Raw genomic sequence first — 18,849 nt, 5'->3', positions numbered from 1 at the left:
GAATACGCCTTACAAAATTCATTCAGCCCCTCGATTGATCCGACAAAACTACTAGAACTTTCCTACTCAATCTCTCCTTGATAAGGACTCATTAGCAACTATGATTGAATTGTCACATTGGAGTGACGCTCATTATCAATTACAAGGAGTTCCAAACATGAAAGCAATTACTCTGGAAGCTAACAACATCGCCAACCTGGCTTTTCTGGTTGCGCCAAAAGCCCGCTAAGTAAATGAAACGCTGGGGAGTGCCGGCTACCCAGCGTTCTCTATGGAACACTCCAGAGCGAACCGCCCACCATGCAGATAAATCCTTATCTCTTCATACTTCCTCGCACGCCAGGTCAAATAGTGTGGGATTACAAAAACCACAAACAGTATGAGTTGGATCTTGAGCATTCAACCCGACTAGCAGAACTTATCAGCAAGCCGAACAGATTCAATAATAGAAACAGGATAGACATACAACTTCTTGAAGCAGGAATACTGACCACAGCAACACCTTCTATTATTGAATGGGGCTGGGATGACCTGTCGAAAATATTCCATATCGGCACCAAGAACATCCCCTGCCAACATACCCCGCAAGATATTCATGAATGGTCCAGAGAGTATCTGAACCATTGCAGCGAAGTCCTGGCCACACCGACCCCAGACACACGACTGGCCGAACACCTGGCAGGCGTGCTGATTACGCTGCCGAAACCTTCATGCCTGCCTGAAGGCTCTCTGGCAAATACCCTGATCGACCGAAAAACCTGCCGAACCTTCACCGGGGATTCCCTCTCACTTGAAGAGGTCAGCACACTGCTCTACTTGTCCCTGGGCTATTTGCGGGAACGGGAAGACGACGTCGACGAACGCATTGCCGAAGGACTTGGCGCCCGGCGTACCAGTCCATCCGGGGGTGGGCTGAACGCCTGTGAAGGGTTCTTACTTGTACAAAATGTCAGCGGCTTGAAACCCGGGCTCTATGCCTACCATTCAACCGAGCATGCGTTGAGCTTCGTCAACCCACTGCCCTGCCGGCCATTGGGTCAACTGCTGTGTGGCCAACACTTCATTAATAACCTGCCGGTGGGCCTGTTCATCACCAGTCGATTCGACAAGCTGTGGTGGAAATATGAACACTCGCGCGCGTATCGAATGGCCTATGTAGAAGCGGGGCATATTTCCCAGACCTTCCAGTTGGTGGCCACCGCGCTGGGATTGAACACCTGGCTGACCGGAGCGCTGACGGACGATCAGGTCGAAACGCTGCTGGGCCTCAATGACAGCGCAGAACAGCCTTTGTTTTTTGTCGGTTGCGGCAAGAGCAACGGGGATGTGATGTGCAAGGAACTCAATGCGCTGCTAAGCCGTCAGGACTCGCAACCATGACTGACTCGCTTATTGAGCAGGCCTCGGTTCCCGCCGGCTGGTCCCATCGTTTCACCCTCGGAGACTGGGATAACCGGGCCGCCGTACGAACCAGCGAGCACACCTATTCATTGTCGCCAGATGTTGAGCAGCAACTGGAAACCCGACACTGGTTTCCGCCGGCCCTCCTGCCCTATCTGAATCACCCGGCAGTCAAAGAAGCCGGCCGGGCAATATCCCATCGCCTGTCGGCCAATCATCTGGTGTATTTCCTCGACTACACCACCTTGCTCGAACACCGCATCGTCAATCGATCCGTCGAAGCCATCGTCCATGGCGAACTCGGCGTATGCGTTCCCCAACGGATGAAAAAGGCTGCGCTGCAGCTGTACACCGATGAGGGTTACCACGCCCTGTTTTCCAATAGCCTCGCCGAGCAGATTGCCGCTCACTACGGCATGGCCGATCGGCCGGTCATGCCGCAACGAATCACCCGACTGAACGCCCTGCTCGAGCACACACCCGACAGGCACAAGCCACTGGCATGGTTCCTCACCGGTTTCGTCTCCGAAACGATCATCGCCAAGGATCTGCTCAACATCTGTCGAGACGCTTTGGTGTGCGGTGTTCAGGAAATGCTCAGGGATCACCTCGCCGACGAAGCGCTGCACAGTCGCTATTTCTCCGAGGTTTTCCATCATCTGTGGCTGCACCTGAACAGCGCCCAACGCCTGTTCTGCGCCGGGCTGCTGCCGGAGATCATTCGGGTTTTCTTTGAGGTCGACGAGCGTTGGCTGAGGGCAAGCTTTCGCAGTGTCGGCCTCAGTGAGACCTCCTGCATAGAGATCATCGAAGGACTGTCCGACGCGCAAACCTGCCTGCAACGGGCCCGGTCGGGTGCCAGCGCCACGCTGAACGCCTTGAAAAAAGCAGGATTTTTCGATCTGCCTTACAACCGGCAGCTCTTCACCAAGGCAGGGCTTTTCGATGAATGAAGGACACGATGCAGTCCACGGCAACAAACAACGGGCCATGGTCATTCTGTTGATGAGCATGACGCTGCTGGGTGTTTTCCCTCTCGACGTGGTGCTTCCATCATTTCCTGCGCTTTCTGACTATTTTCAGACCTCACCGTCCGCAATTGCCCTGTCTGTCAGCGTGTTCGCCATCGGCCTGGCAGTGGCTGTGGTGCTGGTCGGGCCACTGTCGGACAGGTGGGGGCGCAAGAAACTGCTACTGGGAGGCATTGCTATCGCGGCCATTGGAGCGGCTGGTTGCATGGTCGTCAGCGACTTCCGCTGGTTTTTGTTATTTCGCGTGATTCAGGCGATGGGTTGCGGTTCATTTTCGTTGTCACAGGCGCTGATACAGGACCTGTTCGCCGGTCGAGAACGGGAGCGCATCAGGATCTGGATGGTGACGGGGGGCGGAGTGTTCATTTCAATTTCGCCACTGCTGGGAACCTGGCTGCAATCGTGCTTTGGTTGGCAAGGCAGTTTTTATGTCTTCATTGCACTGGCGTTTATTGCCTGGCTCGGCGCCTACCGGCAAATCAAGGAAATTCCGCCTATCCACAGGGCGCCACACAAGGGGTTTTTCAGTACTTATTGGCGCTTATGCTCGGATGTTCGCTTCATGGGTTACTGGTTGATTTCCGCCTTGGGCTTCGCCTGTCATTTTTCGTTCATTGTTTCTTCGCCCATCATTTTCATGGAGCGTCTGGCGCTTTCGCCGTACGAATTCGCCTGGACGTTGTTGCTGTATGGCGTGGCGTATGTATGCGGCGGAGTATTAGCCAGCGTGCTGCATCGATACCTGCAAGCCAACACCCAGATCGTTATCGGCCTGGGGCTGATCGCGGTTTCAGGAGGGATCATGCTGTGGCTGACTCGTCTGTTCGGTCTCTCTGCGGCGACGGTGTTGATCTCCATGCTGGTTTGCACCATCGGCACCACCATTGCCAGGCCAATCGCCAACTCCAAAGCCATGAGTCTCTACCCGGAAAATGCTGGGGCCTCCACGTCGGTCGGTGGCATGTTGATTTTCATGTTCGGCGGTGTGACCAGCTCGGTAATCAATCTGATGCCCGAAAACCTGACCACGATTCTGGCTCTGGGCTTTCTGACACTGAGCGTTGCCGGGCTTGGAGTGAACACAGTGATCAATCACAAGACTCAACAGGCACTCAGGACCGGGTGAAACGTGCCAGTCGTCATTCCACACGCTCCGTCTGCACTGGATCAACGCTTCCCGGCATTCCCTCCTGACGCCAGCCGTGTAGAATCGCGACATTCATCGCCAGTCATCCCCCGGCGGGTTTATGAGCTCAAGCTGAAGCGCGCGGCGATCCCGCAAAGTTATCGGCAACTTCCGGACACACGGCCATTTCTGAGTGTTCCAGACGTCAATAGAAGCTCACTTCCCTTTTGATACCTGATTAGCCGCCCGGAGTGCTTCATGCCTGATTACCGCTCGAAAACATCCACCCACGGCCGCAACATGGCCGGTGCCCGCGCATTGTGGCGCGCCACGGGGATGAAAGATGACGACTTCAAAAAGCCGATCATCGCCATTGCCAACTCGTTCACCCAGTTCGTACCGGGCCACGTCCACCTCAAGGACCTGGGCCAACTGGTCGCCCGCGAAATCGAACGCGCTGGCGGTGTCGCCAAAGAATTCAACACCATTGCCGTGGATGACGGCATTGCCATGGGCCACGACGGCATGCTGTATTCGCTGCCGAGTCGCGAGATCATCGCCGACTCCGTCGAATACATGGTCAACGCCCACTGCGCCGACGCCATTGTCTGCATCTCCAACTGCGACAAGATCACCCCTGGCATGTTGATGGCCGCTCTGCGCCTGAACATTCCGGTGATCTTCGTCTCCGGCGGCCCGATGGAAGCCGGCAAGACCAAACTGGCCAGCCACGGTCTCGACCTCGTCGATGCCATGGTGATCGCCGCCGACTCCAGCGCTTCTGACGAGAAAGTCGCTGAGTACGAGCGCAGTGCGTGCCCGACGTGCGGTTCGTGCTCCGGCATGTTCACTGCCAACTCGATGAACTGCCTGGTCGAAGCCCTGGGCCTGGCATTGCCGGGCAACGGTTCGACCCTGGCCACCCACAGCGACCGCGAGCAATTGTTCCTGCAAGCCGGGCGCACCATCGTCGAGCTGTGCAAGCGTTACTACGGCGAGAACGACGAATCGGTACTGCCGCGCAATATCGCCAACTTCAAGGCGTTCGAAAACGCCATGACGCTGGACATCGCCATGGGCGGTTCCACCAATACCATCCTGCACTTGCTGGCTGCAGCCCAGGAAGCCGAGATCGATTTCGACCTTCGCGACATCGACCGTCTGTCCCGCCACGTCCCGCAACTGTGCAAAGTCGCGCCGAACATCCAGAAGTACCACATGGAAGACGTGCACCGTGCCGGCGGGATCTTCAGCATCCTCGGCTCGCTGGCCCGTGGCGGCCTGTTGCACACCGACCTGCCGACCGTGCACAGCAAGACCTTGGCCGAAGGCATCGCCAAGTGGGACATCACCCAGACCGACGACGAAGCCGTGCATCACTTCTTCAAGGCCGGCCCGGCAGGCATTCCGACGCAAACCGCGTTCAGCCAGTCGACCCGCTGGGAAACCCTGGACGACGACCGTGAAAACGGCTGCATCCGCAGTGTCGAGCACGCTTATTCGAAAGAAGGCGGCCTGGCCGTTCTCTACGGCAACATCGCGCTGGACGGCTGCGTGGTGAAAACCGCTGGCGTCGACGAGTCGATCCACGTCTTCGAAGGCAACGCGAAGATCTTCGAAAGCCAGGACAGCGCCGTGCGCGGCATCCTCGCTGACGAAGTAAAAGCCGGCGACATCGTGATCATTCGTTACGAAGGCCCGAAAGGTGGACCGGGCATGCAGGAAATGCTGTACCCGACGTCCTACCTGAAATCCAAAGGCCTGGGCAAAGCCTGCGCCCTGCTCACCGACGGCCGTTTCTCCGGCGGCACCTCGGGCCTGTCCATCGGCCACGCTTCGCCAGAAGCGGCTGCTGGTGGCGCAATTGGTCTGGTGCAGGACGGTGACAAAGTGCTGATCGACATTCCGAACCGCTCGATCAACCTGTTGATCAGCGACGAAGAAATGGCCGGGCGTCGTGCCGAGCAGGATCAGAAAGGCTGGAAGCCAGTGGAAAAACGTCCACGCAAGGTGACCACTGCACTGAAAGCCTACGCCCTGCTGGCGACCAGCGCCGACAAGGGCGCCGTGCGTAACAAGGCGATGCTAGACGGGCTGTAAGCGTCAATCGCAGAAATAAAAATGCCCCGCCAAGTGCGGGGCTGATCGTTCCCACGCTCCCGCGTGGGAATGCTTCAAGGGACGCTTCGCGTCCAGTGACGCGGAGCGTCGCGGGCTGCATTCCCACGCAGAGCGTGGGAACGATCAGCTTCAGTGCTTACTGAATCTCTTCAGGTTTCACGATCACCCAGTTCCTGTCTGCCGTGACTTCCAGCCCTTCCTGGGCCTGGGCCGCAGCGTTCTTGGCCATCATGCCGTTAATCTGAGTCATGTATTTATCTTTGCGGTTGACCCACAAGTGGATGCCGCCCTTTTTCACGTCGACGCTGTGGAACAGCATGTAACCGTCGCTGCTCGGGGTGTCGCCGCCGACCAGCACCGGTTTCTTCCACTGATCGATGTAGGTCAGAATCGCTGCTTGTTTACCCGCCATCCAGGTTGCCGGGGTCCACAGGTACGGGGTCAGTTCGAGGCCGAGGTTAGCCTTCTCGTCATATTTGCCTGCGGTGATCTGTTTGCGCGCGGTGGTCAACTCGCCGGACTTCGGATCCTTGAGCAACAGGCTCACGCCGATGACGTTCTGCGGTTTGACGTTGTACCCGTACTTCGGATCGGACGCGACCATGCGCACCAGTTCTTCGGAGGCGGCGGTCATCACGTAGACCTCGATGCCGTTCTCCATCAGTTTGTTGTACAACTCGGTCTGGCCGGTGAAGACTTTGGGTGGGTTGACGTCGAGTTTTTTGACGACGTCGCCTTCGTAATACGTGGCCGGCACCGGTTTGCCGGACGCCATCAACTCGTCGACATAACCTTTGAGTTCTTTGAGGGTGAAGCCGGAGAACACCTGGGCGACCCATGGGTAGCACACCATGTCGTCGAGTTCGCAGAGACGGTAGTAGTAGCTGAACAGGCTTTCCTTGTGGTCGGCGGTGTCTTTGAACGGAATCAGTTTCAGGGAGGGGTCGAGTTTGTCGCGGGTGATCAGGCCCTTGTTCTCCATGAACGGCAGCAACGACTCTTCCAGGTCGTAGCGGTAACTGGTGTTGTCCATGTCGAACACCGCGTAGTTACCTTTGTTGGCGTTGGCGGCAATCATTGCGTCCAGCGCTTTGGCCTGATCGGCCGGCCAGTGTTTCAAGTCGGTGGCGAGCGCCTGACCGGCAAGACCCAGGCAAAGTGCTACAGCCAGTAATTTCGGTACGAATTTCATCGACATGCTTCTCCTTATTAAACGTCCCTGAATTTGGAAGACATCCACGCTAACAAATAAGTGTGACAGTCCCCGTCTGTCAGCGACGGCTACCGTACCCATCGCGCCAACTGCATCCCTGACAGCGACACCTGCTTATTCCAAAAACGACAATCAACCTTTGTTTTTGATATTAATTCATTAGATATCAAGCTGTTAGGCTTGCCGGCTCGCAGCTGCCCCGGAAGGTAGCTGGCACATGTCTGATCGGAGTTTTTATGAATCTGCCGCTGATCCTCAATCTGCTGGTATTCCTTGCCCTGCTGTTTGGCCTGGCACAAACCCGTCACTCCACCTGGAGCCTGGCGAAAAAAGTCCTGCTCGCGCTGGTGCTGGGCGTGTTGTTTGGTGTGGCGCTGCACACCGTTTATGGCGCCGGCAACCCGGTATTGAAAGCCTCGATCAGTTGGTTTGATCTGGTGGGCAATGGTTACGTGCAGTTGCTGCAAATGATCGTGATCCCACTGGTGTTCGCATCGATCCTCAGCGCCGTGGCCCGTCTGCACAACGCATCGTTCTTGGGCAAGATCAGCTTCCTGACCATCGGCACGCTGCTGTTCACCACCACCTTGGCGGCGTTGATCGGCATCGGTTTGACCAACCTGTTTGGCTTGACCGCTGAAGGCCTGGTGGCAGGCACCCAGGAACTGGCGCGCCTGCAAACCATCCAGTCCGACTACGCCGGCAAAGTCGCCGACCTGAACGTGCCGCAACTGCTGCTCTCGTTCATTCCGCAAAACCCGTTTGCCGATCTGGCTCGTGCCAAACCGACCTCGATCATCAGCGTGGTGATCTTCGCCGCATTCCTTGGTGTCGCAGCGCTGCAACTGCTGAAAGATGACGTCGAGAAAGGTCAAAAAGTGATCAACGCCATCGACACCCTGCAAGCCTGGGTGATGCGGCTGGTGCGGCTGGTGATGAAGCTGACGCCGTATGGCGTACTGGCACTGATGACCAAAGTGGTCGCCGGTTCCAACCTGCAAGACATCATCAAGCTCGGCAGTTTTGTGCTGGTGTCCTACCTTGGCCTGGGCCTGATGTTTGTGGTTCACGGCGTGCTGGTATCCGTCGCCGGGATCAACCCGTTGCGCTTCTTCCGCAAGGTCTGGCCGGTGCTGACGTTTGCCTTCACCAGCCGTTCGAGCGCCGCGACGATTCCGCTGAGCATCGAAGCGCAGACCAGCCGTTTGGGCATCCCTCAGTCCATCGCCAGCTTCGCCGCGTCGTTCGGCGCAACCATTGGCCAGAATGGCTGTGCCGGTCTGTACCCGGCGATGTTGGCGGTCATGGTGGCGCCGACCGTGGGCATCAACCCGATGGACCCGCTGTGGATTGCAACGCTGGTGGCGATTGTGACGCTGAGCTCGGCCGGTGTGGCGGGCGTGGGCGGTGGCGCGACGTTTGCCGCGTTGATCGTGCTGCCGGCGATGGGTTTGCCGGTGTCACTGGTGGCGTTGCTGATTTCAGTCGAGCCGCTGATTGATATGGGGCGAACGGCGCTGAACGTCAGTGGTTCGATGACGGCCGGGGCGATTACCAGCCAGATCATGCAGCAGACGGATAAAGAGTTGCTGGATGCGGATGAGCATGCGGAGTTGGCTCACGCTTAAATTCTTTAGCGTCTGATTTGGCCTCATCGCCAGCAGGCTGGCTCCCACAGGGGATTTGAGTGATTACACAATCTGTGTTTCACCTCAAACTCACTGTGGGAGCCAGCCTGCTGGCGATGCTTTTAGGCTTTTTCCCAGACTTCGAAATTGTACGCCGGCTTATCGCCTTCAGCCGGATTCGGCACATTCGACACCAGTTTCCACTGGTTCAAATCAAACTCCGGAAACCACGCATCCCCTTCCGGGCTCAGCGCCACGCGCGTCAAATACAACCGATCCGCCTGCGCCATCCCCTGCGCATACAACTGCGCGCCGCCAATCAGCATCAGCTCATCAACGCCCTGCTCCTTCGCCCATTCTTCGGCACGAACTACCGCAGCTTCCAGCGACGGGTAAACCTCGGCGCCTTCCAGCACCAGGTCCACCTGACGACTGACCACGATGTTCAACCGGCCCGGCAGCGGACGTCCGAGGGAATCCCAGGTCTTGCGACCCATGATGATCGGCTTGCCGAGGGTGGTGGCCTTGAAGTATTTGAAGTCTCCCGGCAAGTGCCAGGGCATGCTGTTGTCGACGCCGATCACGCGGTTTTCACCGAGGGCTGCGATCAGGCTGAGGGGGAGTGATTTAGTCATGCCGAAGAGGATACCAGAGCCATCCGTACCCCGATAAGCGCCACAGCGGTTATGCTCACAGCTCAATGGAGCGATGGGATCGCGCGTGACTGAACTGACTGGACTGCAAAACCTCTGGCTGACCGAAACCATCCGCCTGCGTGAAGAACACGCCGGCCCCCTGGAAGATCTGGAAGCCAACCGACTGGCCCGCAGCGCCGGCGGTGACTTGCCGACACGGATTCAACGTCGGGCCGTGTGGCTGGCCGAACGCGATGGTTTGGCCAGCGCCCTCCAGCACTGGCTGCAAGGTGCGCGACTGGCGCTGATCGTGTTGGCGGTGCTGGCCGTGGTCAGTGGCGCCGGTCTGGCCTTTGCCGCGATGGGCGACGGACAGACCCCGGTGAACGTGTTCTGGGCCTTGGGCAGTCTGCTCGGGCTGAACCTGATTCTGCTGCTGAGCTGGGCGCTGGGCCTGGTCTTCGCCGGCGAACAGGGCGCCACCCTTGGGCGCTTATGGTTGTGGCTCAGTGAAAAACTCGCCCGCGATGCCAAAGCCGCGCAACTGGCCCCAGCCCTGTTGCTGTTGTTGCAACGACACAAACTCAATCGCTGGGCCATCGGCATGCTGGTCAACGGCCTGTGGTTGCTGGCCATGCTCAGCGCCCTGGCGATTCTGCTGACGTTGCTGGCCACCCGGCGCTACGGCTTTGTCTGGGAAACCACCATTTTGAGCGCTGACACCTTCGTCGCCATGACTCAGGCCCTCGGAGCACTGCCGGCCCTGCTCGGCTTCAGCGTGCCCACCGTGGAGATGATCCGCGCCAGCGGCGATGCCGCGCTGAACATCGAAAGCGCCCGGCAGGCCTGGGCCGCCTGGCTGGTGGGGGTCCTGCTGATCTACGGGGTGCTGCCGCGTCTGCTGCTGATGCTGTTTTGCCGGTGGCGCTGGAAAACCGGCCAAGCAAAATTGCATCTGGACCTGAACCTGCCCGGCTATGCCCAACTGCGCGAACGATTGATGCCCACCAGCGAACGCCTCGGCATCAGTGATGCTGCTCCGGCGCAACTGCATCGCGTCGAAAGCGGTGTCACTGACCAGCAAAGCGACGGCGCCCTGCTGGTCGCCATCGAACTGGATGGCCAACGTCCATGGCCGCCGCAACTGCCAAAAACCGTGGGCAATGCCGGCGTTCTCGACAGCCGCGAATCACGCAACCGACTCCTCGAACAATTGACCCGCTTTCCACCCGCGCGTCTGGTCATCGCTTGCGACCCACGTCGCTCGCCGGACCGCGGCAGCCTCGCGCTGATCGCCGAACTGGCGCGCAATGCCGCTGCCACCCGCGTCTGGCTGCTACAAGCGCCACCCGGCGAAGCGCTGGATGCCGAACGGCTGGGCGACTGGCATGTAGCGTTGCAAAACCTGGAGCTGCCGTTCGCCGATTGCGCGCCACTGAACTGGCTGGAGAGCGGTCATGACTAACGCCTGGAAGGCACCGTTGAAGCTGGCCGTGGTCGGCCACACCAACGTCGGCAAAACTTCATTGCTGCGCACGCTGACCCGTGATGTCGGCTTCGGCGAAGTGTCCCATCGCCCCAGCACCACCCGCCACGTCGAAGGCGCACGTTTGTCGGTGGATGGCGAGCCGTTGCTCGACCTCTACGACACGCCCGGCCTGGAAGACGCCATCGCCCTGCTCGACTACCTCGAACGCCTGGAGCGTCCCGGCGAACGTCTCGACGGCCCGGCACGCCTGGCGCGATTCCTTGAGGGCAGTGAAGCCCGGCAACGCTTTGAGCAGGAAGCCAAAGTGTTGCGGCAACTGCTCACCTGCGATGCCGGCCTCTATGTGATCGATGCCCGCGAACCGGTGCTGGCCAAATACCGCGATGAACTGGAAGTACTGGCCAGTTGCGGCAAGCCGCTGCTGCCGGTGCTGAATTTCGTCAGCAGCGCCAACCACCGCGAGCCGGATTGGCGTGAAGCGCTGGCGCGTCTGGGCTTGCATGCCCTGGTGCGTTTCGACAGCGTCGCGCCGCCGGAAGATGGCGAACGTCGCCTCTATGAAAGCCTCGCTCTGTTGCTGGAAAACTCCCGTGAACAGCTTGAGCGATTGATCGCCGATCAACAGGCTCAGCGCCTGGCCCGCCAGCAAAGCGCGGTGCGGCTGATTGCCGAACTGCTGATTGATTGCGCTGCCTGCCGGCGCAGCGTGGCCAGCGATGCGGAGCAGGAACAGCACGCCATCAGCGAACTGCACAAAGCCGTGCGTCAGCGTGAACAACGTTGCGTTGAAGCGCTGCTCAAGCTGTATGCGTTTCGTCCGCAGGATGCGGCGGCCAGTGACTTGCCGCTGCTCGATGGGCGTTGGGGAGATGATTTGTTCAACCCGGAAACCCTGAAACAGCTCGGTGTGCGGGTCGGCAGCGGGATCGCGGCTGGCGCGGCAGCCGGGGCCGGAGTCGACTTGCTGGTGGGAGGCCTGACCCTGGGCGCAGCAGCACTGGCCGGCGCGATTGCAGGCGGCGCACTGCAAACCGCGCGCAGCTATGGCAGCCGGTTAATGGGCAAGATCAAAGGCCAGCGAGAACTGACCATCGATGACAGCGTGCTGAGGTTGTTGGCATTGCGTCAACGCCAACTGCTACAGGCGCTGAACGCACGCGGGCACGCGGCAATGGACAGCATTCAGGTCGCCACGCCCCAGGACAAGACCTGGCGCGAAGGCAAACTGCCCGAGGCGCTGAACAAGGCTCGGGCGCATCCGCAGTGGTCGTCGCTCAATCCGCAGGCGAAGTTGAATCAGGCGGAAAGGCAGGAGCTGATAGAGGTGTTGGCGCAGCAGTTGTGAAGCTTGATGATTGTGGTGTTTGCGCCGGCCCCTTCGCGAGCAGGCGCGCTCCCACAGTGGTATGCGTTCCCCCTAAAGCATCACGCAGCTAGCAAGCGCCCCGCTTTTTCTTTCAGAATCGCCAAATCAATCACCGGCACATGCATCTCTTTGGCCAACTCATCCCACTGCCGCATGCGCAAACTGACTTCGCAAAGAGGATCCTGCTCGAAGGCTTCAGCCTCGGCCGGTGTCATCACCCCACCTTGATATCCCAGCGTGCGGCGGCTGGCTTCACTCAAGCGCTGGTAGTACCCAGGTTCTTTGAGCGTCAGATAACGCTTGGCCTGCACGTGGTATTCCACCAGTCGCGCCATGCGTTCGCTGAAACCGGCGCGGCGCAAGTAGTCGGCACCCAGGCGCTCGTGACTGACCACGCCGAAGCCGCCCATGTTCTCGGCGCTTTCTGCACAGATGTGGCCGATGTCATGAAAGAACGCGGCCAGCACCACTTCATCGTCGAAGCCTTCGGCCATCGCCCATTGCGCCGCCTGGGACATATGTTCGATCTGTGACACCGGTTCACCGATGTAATCGCTGTCGCCAAAGCGCTCGTACAGACCGAACACTTCGTCAATCATCTGTTTGTGGTTACCCATCAACGCTCTCCCAACAAAGTCGCAACGTTACGTTCAGCCATCGCTGGCCCGACGCTCATGCCGACGCCGGTGTGCATCAGCGCCACGCTCAATCCCGGTGCCGGTCGCAGAAACGAGAACGGCCCCGGCCCCCGTGAACCATAGACCCCCTGCCAGCGCTCGACCACTTGCACTTTGCAGCCCAGCGTCTGCTCGGCCAGTTCGATCATCCAGTTGTCCACTTGCTCGGCATTGAACGGCGAGGGATCGCTGCCGTAGTGGTGAGAGTCGCCGATGATCAATTCACCGTAAGGCGTTGGGCTGATCAGCAAGTGAATACCGTTGTCATGCAGATGCGGCTCGTCTCTTAGAATCTGCGCCTGCACCGCCACCGCTTCCGGTAGATCGGCGAAGGCGCCGTAGTGCACGCAGCTCAAACCGGTGAGCAACGCATGTTGCAGGTTGAGGTTGATCTGCGGGCGGGCGCGGAGCATTTGCAGGCGGCAGATTTGTGGGTTGAGTGCGGCAATCGGCTCGGCCAGCAACGTCTGATAATCGTGGCCGGAGCATACGATGATTTGCTCGGCGCTGAAGGTCCCGATGGTGCTGTGCAAGCGGCCCGGCTCGATGTCGCGGACCAGGGTCGAAAAATGAAAGGTCACGCCGAGTTCGCGGTGCAGGTAATCGATCAGCGCCGGAATCGCCTCGCGGGAATACAGTTGCTGATCTTCCATCCCGTGCAATGCGGCGCGGTGATGGCTGAACTGGCCGCCGTACAGATCACGCAACGCCGCGCCGCGCAGCAGCTCGACACGGTAACCGTGTTCCACGGCGCGACCGGCGCAAAACGCGTCAAGCAGGTGTTCTTCCGCTTCGGTGCGGGCGAACAGGTACGAGCCGTTGCGTTTGAGTTGCAGGCCGGCGAGTTGCGCCCATTGGCCCCAGATCTCGCGGCTGGCCTTGGCCAGTTCGAGCATCGGCCCCGGCGGCTGGCCGGTGACGAGCGCCTGGCCGAAGTTGCGCACCGAGGCGCCCAGGGGCGTTTCGCTGCGTTCGAAAACCGTGACCTTAAGACCGCGCCGGGCGGCGGCGTAGGCGTGGGACAGGCCGAGGATGCCGGCGCCTACGATCAGCATGTCGTTGTGGTGTGTCATGGAGTTCCCCATTGATCGTTCCCACGCTCCGCGTGGGCATGAATCCCGTGACGCTCTGCGTCACAGTGGACGCAGAGCGTCCATGGCTGCATTCCCACGCGGAGCGTGGGAACGATCGGTGTCAGTTACTTGGCAGCCACTTTCTCGGACTTGCCGTCATAGCGCTTGCGCCATTCGGTGAGGATTTCGTCGCGGTTCTTCGAGGCCCAGGCAAAGTCGTTCTTGATCAAACGCTGCTCATAATCAGCCGGCAATTCGGTCTGCGGCTTGGCGATACCCGGTTGGGCGAGCACAGCGAAGTTCTCTTTGTAGAGCTCCATTGCCGCCGGGCTTGCCGAGAAATCGGCCAATTTCTTCGCCGCGTCTTCATGCGGCGTGCCCTTGATCACGGCAGTCGCTTCGATCTCCCAGCCCAGGCCTTCTTTCGGCAGGATGATGTCCAGAGGCGCGCCCTGGCGCTTCAACTGAACGGCCGGATATTCAAAGGAAATACCGATCGGGAATTCGCCCGCAGCCGCCAGTTTGCAAGGCTTGGAACCGGAGTGGACGTACTGGCCGATGTTCTGGTGCAGCTCGTCCATGTACTGCCAGCCCTGCTTCTCGCCGAAGGTTTGCAGCCAGGCGCTGACGTCGAGGAAACCGGTGCCGGACGAGGCTGGGTTGGGCATGACGATCTTGCCTTTGTACTCAGGCTTGGTCAGGTCTTGCCAGCTCACGGGTTTGGTCAGGCCCTGTTTCTCGGCTTCCACGGTGTTGAAGCAAATGGTCGCCGCCCAGACGTCCATGCCGACCCAGGCGGGCGGGTTGGCGGCGTCGCGGTAGTTGCCGCCGATCTTGCCCAGGTCCTTCGGCGCGTAGCCTTGCAGCATGCCTTGCTGGTCGAGAATCGCCAGGCTCGAAGCGGCCAGGCCCCAGACGGCGTCGGCTTGTGGACGGGCTTTTTCGGCCAGCAACTTGGCGGTGATGATGCCGGTGGAATCACGCACCCACTTGATCTCGACGTCCGGGTTGGCCTTTTCGAAGGCTTCTTTGTAGGTCTTAAGTTGTTCGGCTTCGAGGGCGGTGTACACCGTCAACTCGGTTGGCGCCGCGAAGGCGTTCAGGCTGAAAGCGGTGAGGACAGCAGCGGCCAGGGCCATAGGCTTGAACATGATCTTTTCCTGTTGTTGAGTTGAAGGGCTTTCGGTTTTAGGAGCAGCGAATCAATTGCCGGGCGCCGTCTGCCGCCAGGCCTGGGAGCGGCGCAGCAACCCGCGCGAAGCCCAGGCCAGCAGCAAAGACACGCCCGCCGAGGTGAACAGAATCAGGGTCGACATTGCCGCCGCGCCGCCAACATTTCCGGCGTCGTCCATGTTCAGCACCGCCACCGCCGCGAGGATGGTGTCTGGGCTATAAAGGAAGATCGCCGCCGATACGGTGGTCATGGCCGAGACGAACAGATAGCGCACGATGTCCAGCAGCGCTGGCAGGCAGATCGGCACGGTGACCCGCAGGTAATGCCGATACAGCGGCGCCTTGAGCGACAGCGCGGCGGCTTCGAACTCTGCGTCGAGCTGACGCAGCGCGGTGGTCGCGGTCATTTGCGCAGTGGTCAAATAGTGAGCAATGGTGCAGACCACCAGCAGGGTCATGGTCCCGTAGAGCACATGCAGCGGGTTGCCGGTGAGATTGAAGAAGAAGACATAACCCAAGCCCAGCACCAGGCCCGGCACCGCCATCGGTACGAAACTGAGCATGCGCAAGGTCAGATTCAGTCCGCGCTGCCCCTTGGTTTTTTCCATCAGGTAAGCGCCGGTGAAGATCAGCACGCTGCCGATCACCGCCGTGCACAGGGCCATCTTCACGCTGTTGCCGTAGGCCAGCCAGCCGCCGCCCGCCGTGTCGTTGAACTGGTAATGGTTGAGCGACAACGACAGGTTGTAGGGCCAGAACTTCACCAGCGAGGAGAACACCGCCATGCCGAACACCAGCAGCAACGCCGCGCAGATCAGCAACACAATGGTCAGGTAGCACGCATCGCGCAGCTTCGATGGCGCGGGTTTGAAGACTTGGGCACGGCCGCTCATGGAATCGCCCTGACGTCGACGCAACCACGCATCGACACCGAAGCTGAGAAGCGCCGGCAGCAGCAGGACCATGCCGATCAATGCGCCGCGACCGAATTGCTGCTGACCGACCACGGCTTTGTAGGCTTCCAGCGCCAGCACCTGATAGTCGCCACCGACCACCACGGGCACGCCGAAGTCGGTGATGGTCAGGGTGAACACCAGGCAGAACGCGGCGAACACGGCCTGACGCGTCGCCGGCCAAGTAATGCTGCGGAAGGCTTTCGCCGGACTCGCGCCCATGCTGGACGCGGCATCGAACAGTCGCGCATCCGCCAGGGACAGCGCCGAAAGCAGAATCATCAAGGCGTGGGGGAAGGTGTAGATCACTTCACCGAGCACAATGCCCCAGAAGCCGTAGATGTTGTCCGAGAGCAGACCCCGCAACATCCCTTGGTTGCCGAACAGATACACCAGAGCAATCCCCGGCAGCATCGACGGCGCCATCAAAGGCAGCAGGGAAATCCCGCGCCAGATGCCCTTGCAGGGAATCAATGTGCGTTGCAGGGCGTAGGCAAACAAATAGGCCAGCGGTACGACAATCGTCGCCACGCAGAGGGAAACCTTGAGGCTGTTACCCAGCAGCCAGTGGAAATTCTCGCTGGTCACCAACTCCCGCGCGGCCACCAGACCACCGCCCTGCCCGGCCTCCGAACTGAATCCGCGCCAGAAGATCGCCAGCAATGGCATCAACACTGCGACGCCGAGCAATACCAGCAACAGGATTTTGCCGCCGACCACGAACACCCGGTCGCCGATTTCTACGCGGGAGGTCTGCCGAACCTGCTTATGAGGAATCGGCAGCGCGATGTTCGCGCTCATCAGGCAAACACCTGCAGGCTGCGCGGCGGCAAGGCAACCATGATTTGTTGGGCGCCAAGGCGTGGCATGGCTTCCGGTGCCAGTTCGGCCAGCAACGGGTGACCCGGCAATTGGTCGAGTTCGAACCTCATGCGGCAGCGGTTGCCGAGAAAAGTGATCTCGCGAACCTTGGCCGGGAACAGGTTTTCTTCATGCACCAGCGGGTTGACGTTGATTGCTTCCGGGCGACAGAACAAACGGCCCGATGCGGTTTTCGCGCTGCCATCGGCCAGGCGCATGTTCAGCCCGCCGACTTGAGCGTGGCTGTCGCTACTGCGCTGGAACGGCAGCCAGTTGCCCTGGCCGACGAATTCCGCCACAAACGGCGTCGCCGGGCGGTCGTAGATTTCCTGCGGTGTGGCGTACTGCTCGACCTTGCCGTTGTTCATCACGGCGATGCGGTCGGCCATCAGCATGGCTTCGTCCTGATTGTGCGTGACCATCAGGGTGGTGATGCCGAGGTTGCGTTGCAGTTGGCGCAACTCGGTACACAGATGCTCGCGAACCCGGGCGTCGAGCGCCGACATCGGTTCGTCCAGCAGCAATAACGAAGGCGCCGGCGCCAAGGCCCGAGCCAGGGCGACGCGTTGCTGTTGGCCGCCGGATAATTGGCCGGGGTACTTTTTCTCACTGCCGATCAGGCCGACCAGTTCCAGCATCTGACCGACACGCTTGCGCACTTCGTCACGACCACTGCCGGCGAGTCCGTAGGCAATGTTCGCTTCGACGGTGAGATTGGGGAACAGCGCGTAGGACTGGAAGAGAATGCCGTAGTCCCGCGCTTGGGGGGCCAGGTGGGAAACGTCGCGATCACCCAGGTACAACTCGCCGCAGTCCTGCTTTTCCRGACCGGCGATGCAGCGCAGCAAGGTAGTTTTGCCACAACCCGACGGGCCCAGCAGGCACACCAGCTCACCGGCCGCCACGTCGAGGGAAACGTTATCCAGTGCGGTAAAGGCGCCAAAGCGTTTCTGCACGCCGCGTACTTTCATCGGGGCGCCGGGGTGGGTCAGGGCAGTTGCGTTCGAGTGGTTCATGGACAGGCCTCATCAAGCAGATGAAGGCCATCCTAGGGATGTAATGCGTCCGTCATGTGGCAGTGAGGCAAAAATGGCTAATAGTGGTATTCGAGGATTTTGGTTCACCGCTGATCGTTCCCACGCTYTGCGTGGGAATGCCTCTTCGGACGCTCCGCGTTCGGCTCTTGGGACGCAGAGCGTCCCGGGCTGCATTCCCACGCAAAGCGTGGGAACGATCATCAGGCCGGGGCCATTTCCTGCGCCAACCCGAGAAACGCCGCGGGCAGCCGCGCACCTTTGCGCTCCTTGAGGCAATACAGGTACTCGGGAATCTGCGGCGCATTTTCGATGGTCAGCACCCGCAGTTGTGGATCGTGCGGCACTTCCTGCCGGGCAATGATGCTGATGCCGATGTTTCGCAGCACCGCCTCACGGATCGATTCGCGGCTGCCAATTTCCAGTAGCGGCCCGAAACTCACCCCGGCGCTGGCCAACAACTCTTCAGTCAATCGTCGAGTGGTCGAACCCGACTCACGCATCAACAACGTGTGCCCGGCCAGCGCGCTGAGCGGCACATGGTCATGAACCGCCAGCGGATGATTGCGATGTACGGCCAGCACCAACGGATCACTGCCAAGGACCCGGCGAATCAGTCGCGCATCGTCGAGAAGCTGCGACGACGCCGCGACATCCACCCGGTATTCCTCCAGCGCTTCAAGCACTTGCTGGGAGTTGCCGATTTCTACCGACACTTCCACCTGCGGCAAACGCTCGCGAAAGGTTTTCACCAGATCAAGGATGTAATACGGCGCCGTGGCAGCGATGCGCAGCGTGCCCTGAACCTGACCGCTGTTGCGCAGGAAAAACTCGATATCGGCTTCCTGCTGCAACAACGCCTTGACCATCGGCAGCAGCCGCGCGCCTTCATCACTGACGCTGAGGCGGCGGCCACCACGGTAGAAAAGCTCAACTGAGTACTGACTTTCCAGGTTACGAATCTGCGTCGTCACCGTGGGCTGGCTCAGGCCAAGCTTTTTCGCCGCCAGGGTAATGCTGCCCAAGCGGGCCACCATGTAAAACGCCTTCAGCTCCGCACTCAGCACA

The 18,849-nt window shown here is 59.9% G+C and carries 15 protein-coding genes; 7 read left to right on the top strand and 8 right to left on the bottom strand.

Translation table 11 applies throughout. The annotated features are described in order from the left end of the window. Window positions 1–300 precede the first annotated feature (300 nt). The 4 genes from AC1DSG_RS05035 to ilvD all read left to right on the top strand — a co-directional run bounded on the left by AC1DSG_RS05035 (window position 301) and on the right by ilvD (window position 5,658). The gene (locus AC1DSG_RS05035) at window positions 301–1,380 is read left to right on the top strand and encodes a SagB family peptide dehydrogenase (RefSeq protein ID WP_477789870.1); all 1,080 of its coding nucleotides are present in this window, start codon (window positions 301–303) and stop codon (window positions 1,378–1,380) included. Next, on the top strand, window positions 1,377–2,354 hold the full coding sequence (locus AC1DSG_RS05030) for a diiron oxygenase (protein ID WP_477789869.1): 978 nt from the start codon (window positions 1,377–1,379) through the stop codon (window positions 2,352–2,354). The genes AC1DSG_RS05035 and AC1DSG_RS05030 overlap by 4 nt, the downstream gene beginning before the upstream one ends. Further along, window positions 2,347–3,558: a Bcr/CflA family efflux MFS transporter gene (locus tag AC1DSG_RS05025; RefSeq protein WP_477789868.1), complete on the top strand. Its 1,212-nt coding sequence runs from the start codon at window positions 2,347–2,349 to the stop codon at window positions 3,556–3,558. The genes AC1DSG_RS05030 and AC1DSG_RS05025 overlap by 8 nt, the downstream gene beginning before the upstream one ends. Window positions 3,559–3,816: 258 nt before the next feature. Continuing rightward, complete coding sequence (gene ilvD / locus AC1DSG_RS05020; RefSeq protein ID WP_477789867.1) at window positions 3,817–5,658, top strand: dihydroxy-acid dehydratase; 1,842 nt, start codon at window positions 3,817–3,819, stop codon at window positions 5,656–5,658. Window positions 5,659–5,815: 157 nt separating this feature from the next. On the opposite strand, the gene AC1DSG_RS05015 is transcribed toward ilvD, so the two are convergent. Then, window positions 5,816–6,871: an HAD family hydrolase gene (locus AC1DSG_RS05015; protein ID WP_477789871.1), complete on the bottom strand. Its 1,056-nt coding sequence runs from the start codon at window positions 6,869–6,871 to the stop codon at window positions 5,816–5,818. A gap of 257 nt (window positions 6,872–7,128) precedes the next feature. Here AC1DSG_RS05015 and AC1DSG_RS05010 point away from each other — a divergent pair, with 257 nt between their 5' ends. Beyond that, on the top strand, window positions 7,129–8,520 hold the full coding sequence (locus AC1DSG_RS05010) for an L-cystine transporter (protein ID WP_477789866.1): 1,392 nt from the start codon (window positions 7,129–7,131) through the stop codon (window positions 8,518–8,520). Window positions 8,521–8,642: 122 nt separating this feature from the next. Here AC1DSG_RS05010 and AC1DSG_RS05005 read toward each other — a convergent pair whose 3' ends face one another. Beyond that, a complete protein-coding gene (locus AC1DSG_RS05005; protein WP_477789865.1) occupies window positions 8,643–9,155 on the bottom strand; it encodes a dihydrofolate reductase in 513 nt (170 codons plus the stop codon). A gap of 85 nt (window positions 9,156–9,240) precedes the next feature. On the opposite strand from AC1DSG_RS05005, the gene AC1DSG_RS05000 reads away from it, so the two are divergent. Together AC1DSG_RS05000 and AC1DSG_RS04995 are read left to right on the top strand one after the other, a co-directional pair. Next, complete coding sequence (locus AC1DSG_RS05000) at window positions 9,241–10,620, top strand: DUF2868 domain-containing protein (RefSeq protein WP_477789864.1); 1,380 nt, start codon at window positions 9,241–9,243, stop codon at window positions 10,618–10,620. Next, window positions 10,613–11,989 (top strand): GTPase/DUF3482 domain-containing protein, encoded by a 1,377-nt coding sequence (locus tag AC1DSG_RS04995; RefSeq protein ID WP_477789863.1) that lies wholly within the window; start codon window positions 10,613–10,615, stop codon window positions 11,987–11,989. Before AC1DSG_RS05000 ends, AC1DSG_RS04995 begins: the two co-directional genes overlap by 8 nt. 80 nt (window positions 11,990–12,069) lie before the next feature. Here the strand turns inward: AC1DSG_RS04995 and AC1DSG_RS04990 are convergent, their stop codons facing one another. From AC1DSG_RS04990 to AC1DSG_RS04965, 6 genes are all read right to left on the bottom strand, one after another. After that, window positions 12,070–12,627 carry a phosphonate degradation HD-domain oxygenase gene (locus AC1DSG_RS04990; protein ID WP_477789862.1) on the bottom strand — a complete coding sequence of 186 codons (558 nt, stop codon included), beginning with the start codon at window positions 12,625–12,627 and terminating at the stop codon, window positions 12,070–12,072. Beyond that, on the bottom strand, window positions 12,627–13,760 hold the full coding sequence (locus AC1DSG_RS04985; protein ID WP_477789861.1) for a TIGR03364 family FAD-dependent oxidoreductase: 1,134 nt from the start codon (window positions 13,758–13,760) through the stop codon (window positions 12,627–12,629). The genes AC1DSG_RS04990 and AC1DSG_RS04985 overlap by 1 nt, the downstream gene beginning before the upstream one ends. Window positions 13,761–13,885: 125 nt before the next feature. After that, the gene (locus AC1DSG_RS04980; RefSeq protein ID WP_477789860.1) at window positions 13,886–14,911 is read right to left on the bottom strand and encodes a putative 2-aminoethylphosphonate ABC transporter substrate-binding protein; all 1,026 of its coding nucleotides are present in this window, start codon (window positions 14,909–14,911) and stop codon (window positions 13,886–13,888) included. A 51-nt stretch (window positions 14,912–14,962) separates the two neighbouring features. After that, window positions 14,963–16,687 (bottom strand): putative 2-aminoethylphosphonate ABC transporter permease subunit, encoded by a 1,725-nt coding sequence (locus AC1DSG_RS04975; RefSeq protein WP_477789859.1) that lies wholly within the window; start codon window positions 16,685–16,687, stop codon window positions 14,963–14,965. Further along, complete coding sequence (locus tag AC1DSG_RS04970) at window positions 16,687–17,763, bottom strand: putative 2-aminoethylphosphonate ABC transporter ATP-binding protein (RefSeq protein WP_477789858.1); 1,077 nt, start codon at window positions 17,761–17,763, stop codon at window positions 16,687–16,689. The genes AC1DSG_RS04975 and AC1DSG_RS04970 overlap by 1 nt, the downstream gene beginning before the upstream one ends. Window positions 17,764–17,984: 221 nt before the next feature. Next, window positions 17,985–18,848, bottom strand: a complete 864-nt coding sequence (locus AC1DSG_RS04965; RefSeq protein WP_477789857.1) for a LysR family transcriptional regulator — start codon at window positions 18,846–18,848, stop codon at window positions 17,985–17,987. Window position 18,849: the final 1 nt, after the last annotated feature.

Source organism: Pseudomonas sp. P5_A12 (genome assembly GCF_056400685.1).
The sequence above is the reverse complement of the archived record's forward strand: the minus strand, read 5'-3'. Positions and strand labels throughout refer to the sequence as shown.

Coding starts and splice junctions, on each gene's coding strand:
- AC1DSG_RS05035 (WP_477789870.1), top strand. CDS start 301: ATGCAGATAAATCCTTATCTCTTCATACTTCCTCGCACGCCAGGTCAA.
- AC1DSG_RS04995 (WP_477789863.1), top strand. CDS start 10,613: ATGACTAACGCCTGGAAGGCACCGTTGAAGCTGGCCGTGGTCGGCCAC.
- AC1DSG_RS05030 (WP_477789869.1), top strand. CDS start 1,377: ATGACTGACTCGCTTATTGAGCAGGCCTCGGTTCCCGCCGGCTGGTCC.
- ilvD (WP_477789867.1), top strand. CDS start 3,817: ATGCCTGATTACCGCTCGAAAACATCCACCCACGGCCGCAACATGGCC.
- AC1DSG_RS05015 (WP_477789871.1), bottom strand. CDS start 6,871: ATGAAATTCGTACCGAAATTACTGGCTGTAGCACTTTGCCTGGGTCTT.
- AC1DSG_RS04985 (WP_477789861.1), bottom strand. CDS start 13,760: ATGACACACCACAACGACATGCTGATCGTAGGCGCCGGCATCCTCGGC.
- AC1DSG_RS05005 (WP_477789865.1), bottom strand. CDS start 9,155: ATGACTAAATCACTCCCCCTCAGCCTGATCGCAGCCCTCGGTGAAAAC.
- AC1DSG_RS04980 (WP_477789860.1), bottom strand. CDS start 14,911: ATGTTCAAGCCTATGGCCCTGGCCGCTGCTGTCCTCACCGCTTTCAGC.
- AC1DSG_RS04990 (WP_477789862.1), bottom strand. CDS start 12,627: ATGGGTAACCACAAACAGATGATTGACGAAGTGTTCGGTCTGTACGAG.
- AC1DSG_RS05010 (WP_477789866.1), top strand. CDS start 7,129: ATGAATCTGCCGCTGATCCTCAATCTGCTGGTATTCCTTGCCCTGCTG.
- AC1DSG_RS04975 (WP_477789859.1), bottom strand. CDS start 16,687: ATGAGCGCGAACATCGCGCTGCCGATTCCTCATAAGCAGGTTCGGCAG.
- AC1DSG_RS05025 (WP_477789868.1), top strand. CDS start 2,347: ATGAATGAAGGACACGATGCAGTCCACGGCAACAAACAACGGGCCATG.